Annotated in this window: 13 protein-coding genes; 6 read left to right on the top strand and 7 right to left on the bottom strand. The window is 67.6% G+C overall.

Annotated elements, in window-relative coordinates; all coding sequences use genetic code 11:
• Positions 1-412: 412 nt before the first annotated feature.
• Complete coding sequence (locus tag Q7J39_RS18960) at positions 413-2,656, top strand: CehA/McbA family metallohydrolase (RefSeq protein ID WP_304829057.1); 2,244 nt, start codon at positions 413-415, stop codon at positions 2,654-2,656.
• Positions 2,657-2,773: 117 nt separating this feature from the next.
• Here the strand turns inward: Q7J39_RS18960 and Q7J39_RS18955 are convergent, their stop codons facing one another.
• From Q7J39_RS18955 to Q7J39_RS18940, 4 genes are all read right to left on the bottom strand, one after another.
• Positions 2,774-4,342: a L,D-transpeptidase family protein gene (locus tag Q7J39_RS18955; RefSeq protein WP_304829054.1), complete on the bottom strand. Its 1,569-nt coding sequence runs from the start codon at positions 4,340-4,342 to the stop codon at positions 2,774-2,776.
• A 94-nt stretch (positions 4,343-4,436) separates the two neighbouring features.
• The gene (gene kduD / locus Q7J39_RS18950; protein WP_304829052.1) at positions 4,437-5,192 is read right to left on the bottom strand and encodes a 2-dehydro-3-deoxy-D-gluconate 5-dehydrogenase KduD; all 756 of its coding nucleotides are present in this window, start codon (positions 5,190-5,192) and stop codon (positions 4,437-4,439) included.
• A 5-nt stretch (positions 5,193-5,197) separates the two neighbouring features.
• Positions 5,198-6,043 carry a 5-dehydro-4-deoxy-D-glucuronate isomerase gene (gene kduI, locus Q7J39_RS18945; RefSeq protein ID WP_304829262.1) on the bottom strand — a complete coding sequence of 282 codons (846 nt, stop codon included), beginning with the start codon at positions 6,041-6,043 and terminating at the stop codon, positions 5,198-5,200.
• 142 nt (positions 6,044-6,185) lie between these two features.
• Positions 6,186-6,560 (bottom strand): GFA family protein, encoded by a 375-nt coding sequence (locus tag Q7J39_RS18940; RefSeq protein ID WP_304829049.1) that lies wholly within the window; start codon positions 6,558-6,560, stop codon positions 6,186-6,188.
• Between the two features lie 61 nt (positions 6,561-6,621).
• Here Q7J39_RS18940 and Q7J39_RS18935 point away from each other — a divergent pair, with 61 nt between their 5' ends.
• Both Q7J39_RS18935 and Q7J39_RS18930 read left to right on the top strand, forming a co-directional pair.
• Positions 6,622-6,939 (top strand): MazG nucleotide pyrophosphohydrolase domain-containing protein, encoded by a 318-nt coding sequence (locus tag Q7J39_RS18935; protein WP_304829046.1) that lies wholly within the window; start codon positions 6,622-6,624, stop codon positions 6,937-6,939.
• The gene (locus tag Q7J39_RS18930; RefSeq protein WP_304829043.1) at positions 6,936-7,436 is read left to right on the top strand and encodes a GNAT family N-acetyltransferase; all 501 of its coding nucleotides are present in this window, start codon (positions 6,936-6,938) and stop codon (positions 7,434-7,436) included. The genes Q7J39_RS18935 and Q7J39_RS18930 overlap by 4 nt, the downstream gene beginning before the upstream one ends.
• Here Q7J39_RS18930 and Q7J39_RS18925 read toward each other — a convergent pair.
• Positions 7,433-8,917, bottom strand: coding sequence for an NAD(P)/FAD-dependent oxidoreductase (locus Q7J39_RS18925; protein WP_304829040.1), 1,485 nt, complete (start codon positions 8,915-8,917; stop codon positions 7,433-7,435). The genes Q7J39_RS18930 and Q7J39_RS18925 overlap by 4 nt on opposite strands.
• A gap of 110 nt (positions 8,918-9,027) precedes the next feature.
• Between Q7J39_RS18925 and Q7J39_RS18920 the strand changes: the two genes are divergently transcribed.
• Complete coding sequence (locus Q7J39_RS18920) at positions 9,028-9,924, top strand: aminoglycoside phosphotransferase family protein (RefSeq protein WP_304829037.1); 897 nt, start codon at positions 9,028-9,030, stop codon at positions 9,922-9,924.
• Between the two features lie 41 nt (positions 9,925-9,965).
• On the opposite strand, the gene Q7J39_RS18915 is transcribed toward Q7J39_RS18920, so the two are convergent.
• Together Q7J39_RS18915 and Q7J39_RS18910 are read right to left on the bottom strand one after the other, a co-directional pair.
• Positions 9,966-12,110, bottom strand: a complete 2,145-nt coding sequence (locus Q7J39_RS18915) for a malate synthase G (protein ID WP_304829034.1) — start codon at positions 12,108-12,110, stop codon at positions 9,966-9,968.
• A 130-nt stretch (positions 12,111-12,240) separates the two neighbouring features.
• On the bottom strand, positions 12,241-13,650 hold the full coding sequence (locus Q7J39_RS18910) for a short-chain fatty acyl-CoA regulator family protein (RefSeq protein WP_304829030.1): 1,410 nt from the start codon (positions 13,648-13,650) through the stop codon (positions 12,241-12,243).
• 143 nt (positions 13,651-13,793) lie between these two features.
• Here Q7J39_RS18910 and Q7J39_RS18905 point away from each other — a divergent pair, with 143 nt between their 5' ends.
• Positions 13,794-15,386, top strand: coding sequence for an isocitrate lyase (locus Q7J39_RS18905; RefSeq protein WP_304829027.1), 1,593 nt, complete (start codon positions 13,794-13,796; stop codon positions 15,384-15,386).
• Positions 15,387-15,598: 212 nt separating this feature from the next.
• The gene (locus tag Q7J39_RS18900) at positions 15,599-16,108 is read left to right on the top strand and encodes a GNAT family N-acetyltransferase (protein ID WP_304829024.1); all 510 of its coding nucleotides are present in this window, start codon (positions 15,599-15,601) and stop codon (positions 16,106-16,108) included.
• The last annotated feature ends 410 nt before the right edge of the window (positions 16,109-16,518 follow it).

The raw sequence follows: 16,518 nt of genomic DNA, 5'->3' as shown, positions 1-16,518 counted from the left end.
TGTCATTGGCCACTAGAGGCCCCTGACACCGGTAGCAATGAGAATAGCCATGGTTCTGTCGTAATCGCAAGACCGGTCGCTTCAAACGCGAGCGGCCCCTGCGCGAAAGCTGAGCAGTGTGTCGGAAACGCCAATGCAGGTCGGGAAAACGTCATGGCCGGGCTTGTCCCAGCAGGCGCAGTACGGTCGTCGGGGCAGGCCTTGGCGGCCTTTTCCCCCCTCGCAATTCGGGCCCCGCCCCGGAGACGCTCGGGCCGGTCCGAGGTCGACGGCAGGATCGCACGTCAAATCGGGAATGTGACGGTCCGGCGCATGATGGCGCGGCGGGGGCGGTCCAAAAAGGCGGCCACAGGGGGAAACATCCCCGCTCTCTCTCCGCGGAGGTCGTGGGTTGGCAGTTTCGGTTCGCTCATTGCTCGTAGCCCTGGCGGCGCTCTGCCTGATCACAGGGCCGGCCGCCGCGGCCGTGCGCATCGTCCATGGCCCCACCCCGATCCCGGGGGGCGATGCGAGTGCGGCCGGCGACCTCACCGTCGTCAACGAGCGCCTGGCCTTCAGCCTGGCGATCCAATCGCCGGTCCCCTATGGCGTGCCCAAGGGCGCCCTGGTCGACCTGGCCCCGGTCACGGACGGCAAGATCCAGCGCGACCGGGTGGTGTTCGCCGACGTCATTCCCAACAACTGGTCCGCCTGGCCCAACACCTATCAACGCGTCGCCGTGGTCAAGCAGACGCCCGAGGAGGTCGTGATCCGCGCCGAGCGCGACTGGGGCGAGGTCACGGTCTCGACCGTCTACAGCCTCCAGGCCGGGTCGGATCAGGTGCACATGGCCGTGACCCTCAGCAACGGCGGCGCCTCGGCCCTAAACAACCTGCGCTCGGGCGTGACCCTGTGGCCCGGGGCGGGCTTCCTGTTCGCCGTGCCGGGTCTGGCGGGACTGGTCGACGGGCCGGCGGCCAACGCCCTTTCGGACCGGGTGACCGCCTATGACGAGGACTGGGCGATCACCCTGCACGCGCCCTATCTCGACCACGTCGGCTACGGCTCCAAGGACATGTATCTGAGCCACAGCCTGGGGCCCGGCGAGAGCCGCAGCTTCGAGGCCTGGTTGCAGGTCGGCGCGCGCGGCGACCTCGCCCCCGTGGTCGCCGAGGAGATCGCCCGCAAGCGCCTGCCGTCCGGCGAGCTGTCCGGCGCCGTCAAGGGCGCCGACGGCAAGCCGGTCGACCGCCCGGTGGTGGTGATCGAGAAAGCCGGCAAGCCCTTCGCCTGGACCCTGGGCCAGGCCGGGCGCTATCGCATCGCCCTGCCGGCCGGCGACTATGGCGTCTACGCCACCGCCAAGGGCTACTCGCAAACGGCCGTCCAGGCCGTCCATGTCGGCGCGGGCGCCCGGCTCGGCCAGGATTTCGCCGGCCTGCAGCCGCCGGGCGCCATCGCCTTCTCGGTCAGCCGCAAGGACACCGGCGCGCCGCTCGACGCCCGCATCTCGATCGAGCAGGGCCAGAAGCCGCTCGTGGAATTCCTCGGCCGCCGGACTTTCTTCACCGAGCTCGACCGCAAGGGACAGGGAAGCGCCAGCCTCGCGCCCGGGGACTATGCCTTCAAGGTGGCCTACGCACCGGACGTCCTGGCGGCGCCGGTCACGCTCAAGGCCAGGGTGGAGCCCGGCAAGACCCTGTCCCTGGCGGCGGCCATCGAGGTTCTGTTCGATCCCAAGGCCACCGGCTGGGTCTCGGCCGACCTGCACCACCATTCCGACCAGGCCGAGGCGGTGACCCCGCTGGCCGACCTGGCGCGCTCGGAGCTGGCCGCGGGCCTCGACCTGCTGTTCGTCAGCGACCACGACACCACGATCAACCACAGGGCGCTGCAGGCCATCGCCGACCGCCGCGGCGTGGGGTTCATCCCCTCCCTGGAAATCTCCACCTCCTGGGCCCACTTCAACGCCTTTCCCCTGCGGCTGGGCGAGCGCATGGCCATCGACACCGGCCAGACCACCATCGATGGCGTGCTCGCCGAGGCGCGTCGCCTGGGCGCCGCGGTGGTGCAGGTCAACCACCCCTTCATCCCCTATGGCTATTTCGCCAGCCTCGCCGGCGGGGTCGCGCCCGGCGGCTGGAATCCCGGCTTCGATCTCGTGGAGATCAATGGCGGCAATCCCTCGGACGACGACAAGGTCCTGGGCGCCATGGCCGGGTTCTGGACCCGCGGCGAGCGCTACTACCTGTCCGGCGGGACAGACACCCACGACGTCTGGAACCAGCTATCAGGCCAGACCCGCACCTTCGCTCATGTCGACGGCCCGGTGACACCCCAGGCCTATGCCGCCGCCCTCAAGGCGGGCCACTCCTACGTCACCCACGGTCCACTGATCGCACCGGTCCAGATGTTCGGCGGCGATCTGAAGCTCAAGCCGGGCGCCGCGTTCAGCCTGGACTACGATCTGATGGCGGTGGGGGGACTGAAACGGGCGACCCTGGTCGGCCAAGCCGGCCCGGTCCGCACCTTCGACCTGACGGGTCAGAAGGCCCGTGTCGAGTTCCCGCTCTCCGCGTCCACCTCGACCTGGTACGCCATCGTTGTCGAGGACAAGGCTGGCCGCCGCGCCTATGGCAACCCTGTTTGGGTCAAGGTGACGGACGCGCCCGGGTAGCCCCGAGAGCATGTCAGGCGCAAGTGGGAACCGGTTCGCCGCCCGGACATGCTCTAGATTCAAGAAGCTAGACCCTTTTCATCCGATCAGGTTGTTTCAACCTGATCCGGAAAGGGTCTAGAGCGGCGCGGACTCGGGATCGGGCGTCGCCTCTTCCGGGTTCAGGGTCGAGCGCGGGCGGTCGAGGCCCAGCGCTGTGGCCAGGGTGATGTCCCAGCCATAGGGGTCGGAGCGGTAGACCACCTTGCCCTGATCGTCGACGAAGGCGGTGTGATAGAGCAGCCTCACCGGGATGATGGCGCTCAGCGGCACGACGCCGGTCTTGCCCGAAGCCAGCACCGCCTCGAAGCGGTCGGCCGCGCCGTATTGTTGCGCCAGGTGGCGGGCGAACTCGACGGCGTTCTCGACCCGCACGCAGCCGTGGCTGCGGTGGCGGGCGGCCCGGGCGAACAGGGCCTTGGACGGGGTGTCGTGCAGATAGATGGCGTAGGGGTTCTGCATGTCGAACTTCACCAGGCCCAGCGCCGCGAGCGGCCCCGGCCGCTGCACAACCCGGCCCTCGGTGACGTACATGCCCTGGCGGCGCATGTAGGCGGAGCCGCGCGGCAGGATCTCGGCCCGGGCGATCTTGGCCGGCACGTTCCACGGCGGATTGACGACCAGCTGGCTGAAACCCGCCTGCAGGCTGGGGGTCTCGCGGTTGGCGCTCCCCACCACGGTGCGCGCCGACCAGTCCAGGGCGCCGTCCTTGTAGTAGGTAAGGAAGGCTGCGGCCGTATTGACGTCGATCCGGGTGGAGGGCGCCTCGCGGCGCAGCCAGCGGCGGCGTTCCAGGTTCAGCACCAGTTGCCGGGCGTGGTCGGTGGGGCCGGCGTTGAGAACCGCGATGGTGGTGTTGCCCACCCGGCCGGTCGGCTGCATGCCGTTCTCGGCCTGGATCAGCTTCAAGGCTTCGGAAATGGGCGCCGACAGGGTCTGGGAGGCCATGGGCGGGCCGGTAAGGTAGCCCAGGTCATAGAGGCGCTGGGCGATCAGCGGCACGCGGTAGTCCTGGCCGCCGGGCTGGATGGCCCCGCCCTCGGGAATAGCTGAGGCCCCTGCCCGGCCGATCTGCGCCCGCAGCGCCACATAGGCGGACGACAGGGCCTTGTACTCGGCGTCGCTGGGCGCGAGGCGGTCCAGCCAGGCGCCGATCTCGCGGCGGTCGAGGGCCTGGGACAGGCCCGGCGCCACATCCACCGCCTGGCGCTCCAGGGTGAACAGCTTGAAGAGCTTGGTGGGGGCCACCAGACCCCGCGCCAGGGCGTCGGCATAGGTCAGGGCGGCGAGGGTCAGGCCCGCCTCTCGCGTGGCGGCGTCGCGGGCGGGCGCCGGCCGGAAGGCCTCGCCATCCAGGCCGTGGCGAATGGCGCCGCCCAGGGCCTGAGACAACTGCCGGGCCTGATCGTCGGTCCAGGCCGGAGCCCAGCCGCGCAGGTCGTAGAAGCGGCGCAGGCGGGGATCGGTGGCCACAGACTGCAGGACACCCGGATCGATCGTGGGGCTGGCCAGAAGCTGCGCGCTGGCGATGGCGGGCGCCGCCAGGCCCAAGCCAAGGACCCACGCGCCGAGCTGGCGGCGCGTGGCGCGCGCCTGTTCGGCCTCTTCCCCCGGACGCCCTGTGGCGTCACCGCCCCCGAAAACCATCAAAATCCAGTCCGCAACTGTGCCCGTCAGCTATGGGGCAACGCGCGAAGCGCGACTAGGTGGCTCGCTTTCCAGGATAGGTTCTTTAACAAACCTAGCGGGCCAGCCAGCCGCCATCCACGGCCAGCAGGGTTCCGTGGACATAGTCGGCCGCCGAGGACGACAGGAACACCGCCGCCCCGCCGATGTCGGCGGGCGTCCCCCATCGTCCGGCCGGTATGCGGGCCAGGATGTCGCGCGAGCGATCCTCGTCGGCCCGCAGGGCGGTGGTGTTGTTGGTGGAGAAGTAGCCGGGCGCGATGGCGTTGACGTTGATCCCCTTGCCCGCCCACTCGTTGGCCAGCGCCTTGGTGATCCCCGCCAGCCCGCTCTTGGAGGCCGCATAGGACGGCACCCGGATGCCGCCCTGGTAGGACAGCATCGAGGCGATGTTGATAATCTTGCCGCCCCGGCCCTGTTCGATCATGCGCCGCCCCACCGCCTGGGTGAGGAAGAAGGTGGTCTTCAGGTTGACGTCCATCACCGCGTCCCAGTCGTCCTCCGAGAAGTCGACGGCGTCGTTGCGGCGGATGATGCCGGCGTTGTTCACCAGGATGTCGATTCCGCCGAAGTGCTCGACGGTCTCGGCCACGATGCGGCGGATCGGCTCCAGCGTGGTGAGGTCGGCGGCGATATCGTGGAAACGTCGCCCCAGGGCCTCGACCGCGAACCGAGTATCCACCGGCGGCGTGCGGCCCACGGCCACGATGTCGGCGCCGGCCGTGGCCAGGGCCTCGGCGATGGCCTGGCCAAGGCCGGTGTTGGCCCCGGTGACGATGGCCGTCTTACCGGTAAGATCAAACGGAGACATAAGCCCTACTTCAGCTGGCAGATGTCGAGGACGTTCATGTCGGTATAGTCGAGGTTCTCCCCGCCCATGGCCCAGATGAACCCGTAGTTGGAGGTGCCCGCCCCCATGTGGATCGACCAGGGCGGACTGATCACCGCCTCATCGGCGCCGACCACGATGTGGCGCATGGCGTCCGGCTCGCCCATGAAGTGGAAGACCTTATTGTCGCCGGCCAGGTCGAAGTAGAAATAGATCTCCGAGCGGCGGTCGTGCAGGTGCGGCGGCATGGTGTTCCAGACGCTGCCCGGCTTCAGGAAGGTCACCCCCAGCAGCAGCTGGGCGGACTCACAGACCCCGGGGATGATGTACTGGTAGATGGTGCGCTCGTTGGAGGTCGCCGCCTCGCCGCGCTCCAGGGGATTGGCCTGGCTGATGGCGATGTGCTGCAGCTGGCAGACCTTATGGGCCGGGGTGGAGGCCAGGTAGAACTTGGCGGGGTTCGCGGCGTCGGCGCTTTCGAAGGTCACGTCGATCACCCCCATCGGGATGTAGAGCCCGTCGCGGGGCGCCATGTCGAAGGCCTGGCCATCGACGATGATCCGCCCTGCCCCGCCGACATTGACCACGCCCAGCTCGCGGCGTTCCAGGAACGGATGGCCGGCGGCTGACGCCGGCTCGGTCTGGGCCGGCAGCTTCACGGGCCCGGCGACCGGAGCCGCCCCCCCGATCACGAACCGCTCGTTGTGGCTGTAGTTCAGGCTGACCGTGTCGGCCACGAACAGGTCCTGGACCAGATAGCGGTCGCGCAGGTCGTCATTGCCAGCGCCCTTCATCATGTCCGGGTGGGTGGCGTGATAGGTTTTCTTGAACATGATCAGGTCCTTGTAGGTCTTTCCTGCCCGCTTGAGGCCGATCTCGACCGCGCCGAAAGCGTATCGGAAGGCGCGGATCGACGGCCCGTCTGAGGCCAAGGTAACCGGTGTCATTGCCGGGCGCAACGGCCTCGGGTGGGGCCTATGGCAGCGGCGGGACCCAGGCGTAACGATGCTGTGCGTAAACCTCCTGGGACGGGCCGGGAAATCCCGGGTCAGCAAAGGCGCCGATAGCGACAGCCACCAGATCCGGCTTGCGGCTCGGATACCAGAACACCGTCGAGCCGCACGTCGCGCAGAAGTGGAAGGTTATGGGAAACCCGGAGTCGGCGTCGCGGGCATAGGCCACCGACGGCCCGTCGACCTTCGTCAGGGCGAGATCATAGAACACCGCCACCCCGAACGGGCCGCCCGTGCGCCTCTGGCAGTCCAGGCAATGGCAGAGCGACACCTTGTTGGGCTCGCCCTCGCAGGCGATCCGTAGTTGGCCGCAGCCGCAACGCGCTGTTCGGACCATGTCGCGACTCCCTCGCACTCTGAGCTAACCTGACCGGGATACCCACCGATAGGCTTTGCAGATGGCCGACTTCAAGGACCTCGACGCCCGCGCCTGGGCGATCCGCCGGCTCTATGCCGAGCTGGAGACCCAGCGCTACGGCCGCGCCTGGAGCCGTGAGGAGGTGGCGCTCGGCTTCATGGGGGATGTCGGCGACCTCGCCAAGCTGGTGCAGGCCGCCGAGGGCGTGCGCGCTATTCCCGACGCCAAGGCCAAGCTGGCCCACGAACTGGCCGACTGCCTGTGGAGCGTCATGACGCTCGCCCGGCTCTACGAGGTCGACCTGGAGGCCAGTTTCCTGAACACGATGAATGAGTTGGAGGCGCGGCTGAAGGCATGATCACCTTCCGCCCCCTGACGGCCGCTGACTTTCCGATGCTGACCCTCTGGCTGGCGGAGCCCCACGTCCGGAAATTCGTGCAGAAGACGCCAATGAGTCTGGAAGACGTCACCGCGAAGTACGGACCGCGGGTTCGGGGCGAGCAGCCGCTGGTCTGCCACGTCGCCAGCGATGACGGCGCCCCCTTCGGCTACCTGCAGGCCTATCGCAACCGCGACTGGCCCGACTATGCGCAGGTGATGGGCCACGACGATGGGGTCAGCCTCGACCTGCACATCGGCGATCCGACCCTCGTGGGCAAGGGCCTCGGCCGCGCCATGCTTGGCGGCTATGTGAGCGGCGTCGCCCTGCCCCACTACGCCGAGCGCCGCGCCTACATCGCCCACGACCTGGACAATGCCGCCGCCCTGGCCTGCTCCAGGTCGGTCGGCTTCCGGCCCCTAGAGCAGTTCCTTGAGGACGGCGAGGTCAAGCAACTGCTGCGGTTGGAGCTCTAGGCCGCCTCCAGCCGCCGCGCCTTGGCGCCGGCCTTGTTGGAGAACGCCAGCACCCCGTCCTCGATCTTCGTGAAGCGAAGGTTCATCAGATCCAGCGCGTAGTTCTGGTGCAGCTTCCAGGGCGCCTTAGTCCCCTGCTTGGGGAAGCTGGCCATGGCCCGCTGGACGTAGCCGGAGGAGAAGTCCAGCCACGGGACCTCGCCGATATTGGGGTCGGTGTTGCGCGGCGTGACCTGGCGGTTTCCGGTCTTGGTCATGTGGTTCAGCAGGCGGCAGACGTACTCGCAGGTCAGGTCGCACTTCAGCGTCCAGGAGGCGTTGGTGTAGCCGAAGGCCGAGGCCAGGTTGGGCACGCCCTCATACATCATGCCCTTGTAGGAGAGCGTCTTGCCCGGCTCGATGGGCCGGCCATCCACCGTCAGCTTCAGCCCGTTCATGGCCTGCAGCACCAGCCCCGTGGCCGAGACCACGATATCGGCGTCCAGCACCTTGCCGGACTTCAACTGGATACCGGTCTGCGTGAAGGTTTCGATGTGGTCGGTGACCACCTCGGCCTTGCCGCTCTTCAGCGCCGTGAACAGGTCGGCGTCCGGCACCAGGCAGATGCGCTGGTCCCAGGGATTGTAGGTGGGCGTGAAGTGGGTCGCGACGTCGTAGTCAGGGCCCAGCTGCTTGCGGACCATGTCGATGATCCCGGCCTTCACCTTGGCCGGCTGCTTGCGGGCATAATTATAGAAGACCATGCCAAACAGCACCTTGCGCCAGCGGGTGATGGCGTAGGCCAGCTTGGCCGGCAGCTTGGTGCGCAGCCAGTTGGCCTGGCTGTCCTCAGCGGGGGCGGCCACGACATAGGTGGGCGAGCGCTGCAGCATGGTGACGTGGGCGGCGGTCTTGGCCATCTCCGGCACCAGGGTCACCGCCGTGGCGCCCGAGCCGATGACGACGACGCGCTTGCCGGCGTGGTCGATGTCGGGCGTCCACGTCTGCGGATGGACCAGCTGGCCCTTGAAGCGCTCGACCCCCGGATATTCCGGCGTGTAGCCGCCCGCATAGCTGTAGTAGCCGCCGCACAGGAACACGAAGTTGGCGGTGACGTGGCTGGTCTTGCCGTCCTTCACCACCTCGAGCGTCCAAGTCGCATCCTCGGTTGACCAGGACGCGCCCTTCACCTGGCTGTTGAAGCGGATGTGCTGGTCGATCCCATGCTCGCGGGCGGTCTCGCGGACATAGTTGAGGATCGAGGGGCCGTCGGCGATGGCCTTGGCCTCTGTCCATGGCTTGAAGGCGTAGCCCAGGGTGAACATGTCGCTGTCGGAGCGGATGCCCGGATAGCGAAACAGGTCCCAGGTGCCGCCGATGGCGTCTCGGCCTTCGAGGATGACGTAGGACTTGTCGGGACAGTTGGCCTGCAGGTGATAGCCGGCGCCGATGCCCGAGAGCCCTGCGCCGACGATCACCACGTCAAAATGTTCGTTGGCCATACCCGATCCCCGAAGTGTTGCGTGGCAGCATAGACACATGCCGCACGCGTAAAGGAAGCGGATAAGCCGCCGCCCTCGCCAAGCCTGGCCATGGGTGGAAACATCGGCCGATGACCGAGACCAAGACCAAACGCATCGCCTTCGACGCCGACCTCGTCGGCCGCCTGGTGGCCGCCCAGTTTCCGCAATGGGCCCACCTGCCCGTCCGCCCCGTGGTCTTCGGCGGCAAGAACAACACCACCTTCCACCTCGGCGACGAAATGTCGGTGCGCCTGCCCAGCGCGCGCGCCTATGTGGCCCAGGTGGAGAAGGAGCAGGCTTGGCTGCCCAGGCTCGCCCCCCACCTGCCTCTGCCGATCCCCGAGCCTGTCGGTCTGGGTGAACCTGGCGAAGGCTATCCTTGGCCCTGGTCGGTCTATCGCTGGATCGAGGGAGAGACCGCCGCCCTGGACCGCATCGGCGACCTGCGCCAGTTCGCCCGCGACCTGGCGGGGTTCCTGAAGGTGCTGCAGTCCACCGACGTGACCGACGGCCCGGCCGCGGGCCAGCACAACTTCTTCCGTGGCGGCCCCCTGGCCACCTATGACGAGCAGACCCGCAAGGCGATCGACGACCTGGGCGACAGCATCGACGGCGCGGCGGCCCTGGAGATCTGGGAACAGGCCCTGGCGGCCGAATGGAACAACCCGCCGGTCTGGCTGCACGGCGATGTGGCGGCGGGGAACTTGCTGGTCAGGGACGGCAAGCTCAGCGCCGTCATCGACTTCGGCATCCTCGGCGTCGGCGATCCCGCCTGCGATCTGGCCATCGCCTGGACGCTGCTGCACGGGCAGGCCCGCGCCGCGTTCCGCGAGGCGTTGCCGCTGGATAATGGGACCTGGGCGCGCGGGCGCGGCTGGACGATCTGGAAGGCGCTGATCGTGGCGGCCGGACTGCCGGGGTCGAGCGATGAGGAGATGGCCAGGAGCCGCGCGATCATTGGGGATCTGGTGAGCGAGCACACATAACCCCGCTCATCCCCGCTTCCGCGGGGATGAGCGGAGGTGGGTTAGGCCAACTGCGCCTTACGCTCACGGCGGCGGCGCGACAGGATGTGCTCGGTGTAGCCGTTGGGCTGGGCCCGACCCTCGAACACCAGCTCCAGCGCCGCCTGATAGGCCACGCTGTCGGGATTGCCCGCCATCGGCTGGTAGAGGGCGTCGCCGGCGTTCTGGGCGTCCACCACCTTGGCCATGCGGGCGAAGGTCTCGCGGACCTGGACCTCGGTGCAGACGCCGTGGTGCAGCCAGTTGGCGATGTGCTGGCTGGAGATCCGCAGGGTGGCGCGGTCCTCCATCAGGCCGACATCGTGGATGTCGGGCACCTTGGAGCAGCCGACGCCCTGGTCGATCCAGCGAACCACATAGCCGAGGATGCCCTGAGCGTTGTTGTCCAGCTCCTGGGTGATGTCCTCGGCGTTCCAGTTGGAGCGCGCCAGGGGCGGGGTCAGCAGGTCGTCCAGGCCGGTGACCGACTTGGCGGCGCTCATCGTGGCCTGCAGGCCGGGCACATCCACCTCGTGATAGTGCAGGGCGTGCAGCACCGCGGCGGTGGGCGACGGCACCCAGGCGGTGTTGGCGCCGGCCTTGGGATGGCCGACCTTGGCAGCCAACATGTTTTGCATTTGATCCGGCGCGGCCCACATGCCCTTGCCGATCTGGGCCTTGCCGGGGAAGCCGGTGGCCAGGCCGATCTCGACATTGCGCTTCTCATAGGCCGGCAGCCAGGGCTCGGCCTTGATGGCGTCCTTGCGGACCACGGGGCCGGCTTCCATGGCGGTGTGGATCTCGTCGCCAGTGCGGTCGAGGAAGCCGGTGTTGATGAAGACGATGCGCTCGCGGGCGGCGTGGATGCAGGCGGCCAGATTGGCGCTGGTGCGGCGCTCCTCGTCCATGATGCCCAGCTTGACGGTGTTGCGGTCCAGGCCGAGCGCGTCCTCCACCAGGTCGAACAGTCGGACGGCGAGCGCCACCTCGTCGGGCCCGTGCATCTTGGGCTTCACCACATAGACCGAGCCCGCCGGGCTGTTGAGCCGCTTACCCTTCAGGTCGTGCAGGGCGGCGGTGACGGTGATCAGCGCGTCCACCACGGTCTCGAACACCGGCTGGCCGTTCAGGCGCACCATGTCGGTGAGCATGTGGTGGCCGACATTGCGCACCAGCATCAGGCTGCGGCCCCGCAGGGTCAGCTCCCCGCCCTTGGCGCTGGAATAGATGCGGTCGACGTCGAGGCGGCGCGTCTCAGTCTGGCCGCCCTTCTGGAAGCTGGCCGACAGGTCGCCGCGCATCAGGCCCAGCCAGTTGCGGTAGACCTGGGCCTTGTCCTCGGCGTCCACGGCGGCGACGGAGTCCTCGCAGTCCTGGATAGCGGTGAGCGCGGCCTCCACCAGCACGTCGGAGACGCCCGCGGCGTCGTCCTTGCCGATGTTGTGGCTGCGGTCGATCTGGATTTCCAGGTGCAGGCTGTTGTGGGCCAGCAGCACGCCCTGCGGCGCCTCGGCAGTCCCACGCCAGCCGGCGAATTGGGCGGCGTCCTTCAGGCCGGTGGTGGCGCCATCCTTCAGGCTGACCACCAGGGCCTTGTCGGTCACCACATAGCTCGTAGCGTCGGAATGCGAGCCCTTGGCCAGGGGCGCGACGCGGTCCAGCAGGCCGCGCGCGAAGGCGACAACCTTGGCTCCGCGAACTGGGTCATAGCCCTTGGTCCCGGTCGGCGGCTCCAGGGCGTCGGTGCCGTAGAGGGCGTCATAGAGGCTGCCCCAGCGGGCGTTGGCGGCGTTGAGCGCAAACCGGCCATTCGAAACTGGCACCACAAGCTGCGGCCCGGCGACCTTGGCGATCTCCGGATCGACGTTGAGCGTGCTGATCTCGAAGGGGGCGGGTTCGGGCAGCAGGTAGCCGATCTCGCGCAGGAAGGCGATCTCCTCGGCGACGCTGAAATCCTTGCCCTTGCGCGCCTTCCACCAAGCGTCGATCTGATCCTGCAAGGCGTCTCGGCGCGCCAACAGCTCGGCGTTGCGCGGCGTGAAGTCGGCCAGGATCGATTCCAGCGCGCCCCAGAACTTGGCGGCGTCTACCCCGGTCCCGGTGAGCAGTTCCTGCTCCACGAAGGCGTGCAGGATGTCGTCGACGGTCAGGGCGGGGCTGATGTCCATTGTGCGTACCGGGCTCTCGAATTGGGCGTCCAAGGGTCCGCCGCACCGGCGACGCACCCCACTCAACGGCCGCTTTACTGCACGGAAGCGCGCGGCTTTGAAGCCCCCAATTTTCGAGGGGCCTGAAGATTCAGCTGTCTGAGAAGCCGAACGGCAGGCTGGTGCGGCGGATGTCGTCGGGCAGGATCTGGCGGCCGATCGGGGGCGCCGAGCGGGCCGTGCATTCGGTCCGGTGGCACAGCCGGCAGGTCACCCCGATGGGGGTCGCGGCCTGCGCCGGCTGGTCCTGGGTATAGACCAGCTTGCCGGCGTGTTCGGCCGCGCAGCCCAGCGCGATGGCCCGCTCCACCCGCGGGCTGCCGAAGGAGCCGCCGCCCGCGGTCACCGTGCGGGCGATGGAGAAGAACCTCTGGCCGTCCGGCAGCTCCAGCCACTGGGTGACGATCTCCCGCGGCGTCTTGAACACCTGGTGCACCGACCACAGCGGACAGCCGCCGCCATGCCGGGCGAAGGGGAAGCCCGCCCCGTCCAGGCGCTTCGACACGTTGCCGGCCGGATCGACCCGGATGAAGAAGAACGGGACCCGCTCCTGCCCCGGCTTCTGCAGGGTGGTCAGCCGGTGGGCGGTCTGCTCGAAGCTGGCGCCGAACTGCCGGGCCAGGGCCTCGACGTCGTAATGCCGCGCCTCCACCGCCCGGGCGAAGGCCGAATAGGGCATGATCACCGCCGCCGCCGCATAGCTGGCCAGGGCGCGCCGGGTCAGGCGCTCGCCGCTCTCGGTGGCGAAGGTCCCCTCGGCCAGGACCGCGTCCACCTCCTCGCGCATCTCCAGATAGGCCAGTTGCAAAGCCAGCTGGAACATCTGGCTGGCGGTATCCAGACCGTCGTCCAGCAGGATTTCCTTTCGGTGCCAGTCCAGCCGCCGGATCGAGCCCACCATCACCGGCGACGGCAGCCGCCGCACCTTCAGGCCGTGCCGCGCCTTCAGGTAGCCCACCAGGTTGTCGTGCCCCGCCACACCCTGGGCGATGCGCTCGGCGGCGTCGTCCAGGCTCGGGAAGCTGTTGCGCCGCGCGGCCAGGAAACGGCGGGACTCGGCCACCGGATCGGTGGCGTCGGCCCCCTCCCCGCCCGCCTCATGGGTCTCGGCGCCCCGGTCGGCCAGGGCCAGCTGCTCCTCGCGATAGGTCGTGTAGAGCCGCAGCAGCGCCTCGGTGATGCCGGGGAAGTTGCCTGTGAGGTCGGAGGTCTCCAGGGCCGGCAGGTCGATGTCGGCGAACATCGGATCCTTCAGCACCGCCTGCAGCCGCGCGGTCTCGTCGGCGCCGCCGCTCCCGGCCAGGGTCGACATGTCCAGCTTGTAGGTCTGGGCCAGCCGCAGCAGCATCTCGGCCGAGAGCGGCCGGTGGTTGCGCTCCAGCAGGGCGACGTAGGAGGCCGAGACCTCCAGGTCGCGGGCCATGTCGGCCTGGGTCAGGCCCAGGTCCCGGCGCAGGCGGCGCAGGCTGGGGCCGACATAGAGGCGACGTTCATTGGCCATTAATTACAAATCCCCTTGTCATGACATTACAACATGACAATGGCCTCGCGTAAAGTTTGACAACTAGACCTCGAAGCGACTCCCCAAGGCGCGGGGGGGGCTGCTACGCCGCCGTCAACTTCACTCCTGGCATCGAGGCCACCATGGCGTACCAAGATCATATCATTCAGATGGGCCAGCTCATCTCCTCCAAGAAGGGTCCGTGGGAGGCGATCGACGCCGAATCCGTGGCCCGCATGCGCGTCCAGAACCGCTTCAAGACCGGCCTGGAAATCGCCCGCTACACCGCCGGCATCATGCGCAAGGACATGGCGGCCTATGACGCCGATAGCTCGCAGTACACCCAGTCCCTGGGCTGCTGGCACGGCTTCATCGGCCAGCAGAAGCTGATCTCCATCAAGAAGCACTTCGGCACCACCGACCGCCGCTACCTCTACCTGTCGGGCTGGATGGTCGCCGCCCTGCGCTCGGAGTTCGGCCCCCTGCCCGACCAGTCCATGCACGAGAAGACCTCGGTGCCGGCCCTGATCGAAGAGCTCTACACCTTCCTGCGCCAGGCCGACGCCCGTGAGCTGGGCGGCATGTTCCGCGACCTCGACGCCGCCCGCGCGGCCGGCGACAAGGCCAAGGAAAAGGCCATCATCGACGCCGTCGACAACTACCAGACCCACGTCGTCCCGGTGATCGCCGACATCGACGCCGGGTTCGGCAACGCCGAAGCCACCTACCTGCTGGCCAAGAAGATGATCGAAGCCGGCGCCTGCGCCCTGCAGATCGAAAACCAGGTCTCCGACGAAAAGCAGTGCGGTCACCAGGACGGCAAGGTCACCGTGCCGCACGAGGACTTCCTGCAGAAGGTCCGCGCCTGCCGCTACGCCTTCCTGGAGCTGGGCGTTGAAGATGGCGTCATCGTCACCCGCACCGACTCGCTCGGCGCCGGCCTGACCAAGCAGATCGCCGTCTCCACCACCCCGGGCGACCTGGGCGACCAGTACAACAGCTTCCTCGATTGCGAAGAAGTGGCCCAGGGCGACCTGAAGAACGGCGACGTCATCCTCAACCGCGATGGCAAGCTGCTGCGTCCGAAGCGTCTGCCGTCGAACCTGTTCCAGTTCCGCGAAGGCACCGGTGAAGACCGCTGCGTCCTCGACAGCATCACCTCGCTGCAGAACGGCGCCGACCTGCTGTGGATCGAAACCGAGAAGCCCCACGTCGAGCAGATCGCCGGCATGATGGACCGCGTCCGCGCGGTGATCCCCAACGCCAAGCTGGTCTACAACAACAGCCCGTCCTTCAACTGGACCCTGAACTTCCGCCAGCAGGTCTATGACGCCTACAAGGCGGCCGGTAAGGACGTCTCGGCCTATGACCGCGACAAGCTGATGAGCGTCGACTACGACGCCACCGACCTGGCCGTGGAGGCCGACGAACGCATCCGCACCTTCCAGGCCGATGGCGCCAAGCGCGCGGGCATCTTCCACCACCTGATCACCCTGCCGACCTACCACACCGCGGCCCTGTCCACGGACAACCTGGCCAAGGAATACTTCGGCTCGCAGGGCATGCTCGGCTACGTGAAGAACGTCCAGCGCAAGGAGATCCGCGAAGGGATCGCCTGCGTGAAGCACCAGAACATGTCGGGCTCCGACCTCGGCGACGACCACAAGGAATACTTCGCCGGCGAAGCGGCCCTGAAGGCCGGCGGCGTCCACAACACCATGGGCCAGTTCGCCTAAGCCGCGACCTGAACCACGGACGACAACAGGACGGCCCGGAGCATGAGCTCCGGGCCGTTTTGGTTTGGGGGTTTGGGCGGGTGTCCGCTCTCGGCTCGGAAGCCAACCTCGACTAACGACCCGTTGCGGAAGTTCACAACATTGCCCTGGTTGGGTACGCGTTGTTGGGGGAAGTTGCATTTCCTACCCACGCTGAACGTTGGGGAGTGGCCGTGGAACTGTTGAGCGTGCCTTACGCCGATCTGTCTGGCAGCCTGCGGCCTCAGGTTCAGGCGCTGTTGGCGATGGCATTCCCCGATCTGGAGGGCGACTACTACAAGGGTTCGGTTCCGGATCGCATCTTCATATGCCGCGAGGACTCCCAGCCCGTCGCCCATTTGGCCGCCTACAGGCGAACAGCGAAGGCCGACGGCAAGGACTGCCTCATCGGGATGATCGGAGGAGTGGCTGTCTCTCCCACGCACAGGAGAAAGGGCCTATCCAAGCTGCTCATCCACGAGGCCCACCAGTTCTTCCTGGCCGAAAGGATTGGCCACTCGATACTTTTCGCATTCGATCCAACGATATACGCCTCCTCTGGGTACGAGTTGATGATGAACCCGGTGAAGTTCATTGAAGCTGGCGAGGAGCGTCAGTTCGTCTATCGGGGAAGTATGATCGCCCACCTTGATGGGTCCAGTTGGTCGGTCGGCCTTCTAGACCTCCAGGGTGAGGTGGTCTGACCCCGCACGACGGTCCCCAACCTTTACTGACGATTGGAGGGTCAGCTGTTGGCCCGGCGGCGTCATGTCGGTTTCCGGCCGCAGGGTGATCGACTGCTCACGACCCATTGCGGACGCCCAACACTTCCGCTGATAGGAAGGGGCTCCGTCCGTGCTAGCGGGATCGGCGGCTAACACCAAAAGATCGTGACGCGGGATGGCTCGGCGTCACCGCGCACAGCTAGCAAAGCTTGTTTTAGGTCCCCAGAGGGCATTGCGAGCCAGAGTGGTGAAGCTTGCTTGCAAACCCTGAGGCGGCGTTGCACAGACCGCCCGGTCTGCCGCGTTCCTCGGCCGACCTATGGGGGAAGATCACATGATGAGGAAGTTGCTCGCTGCCGCGGGAGTGATGCTCGCGCTCGCCGCTTTCC

The organism is Phenylobacterium sp. (assembly GCF_030651185.1).
Classification (GTDB): Bacteria; Pseudomonadota; Alphaproteobacteria; order Caulobacterales; family Caulobacteraceae; genus Phenylobacterium.
This window is presented reverse-complemented; position numbering and strand designations above follow the sequence as displayed.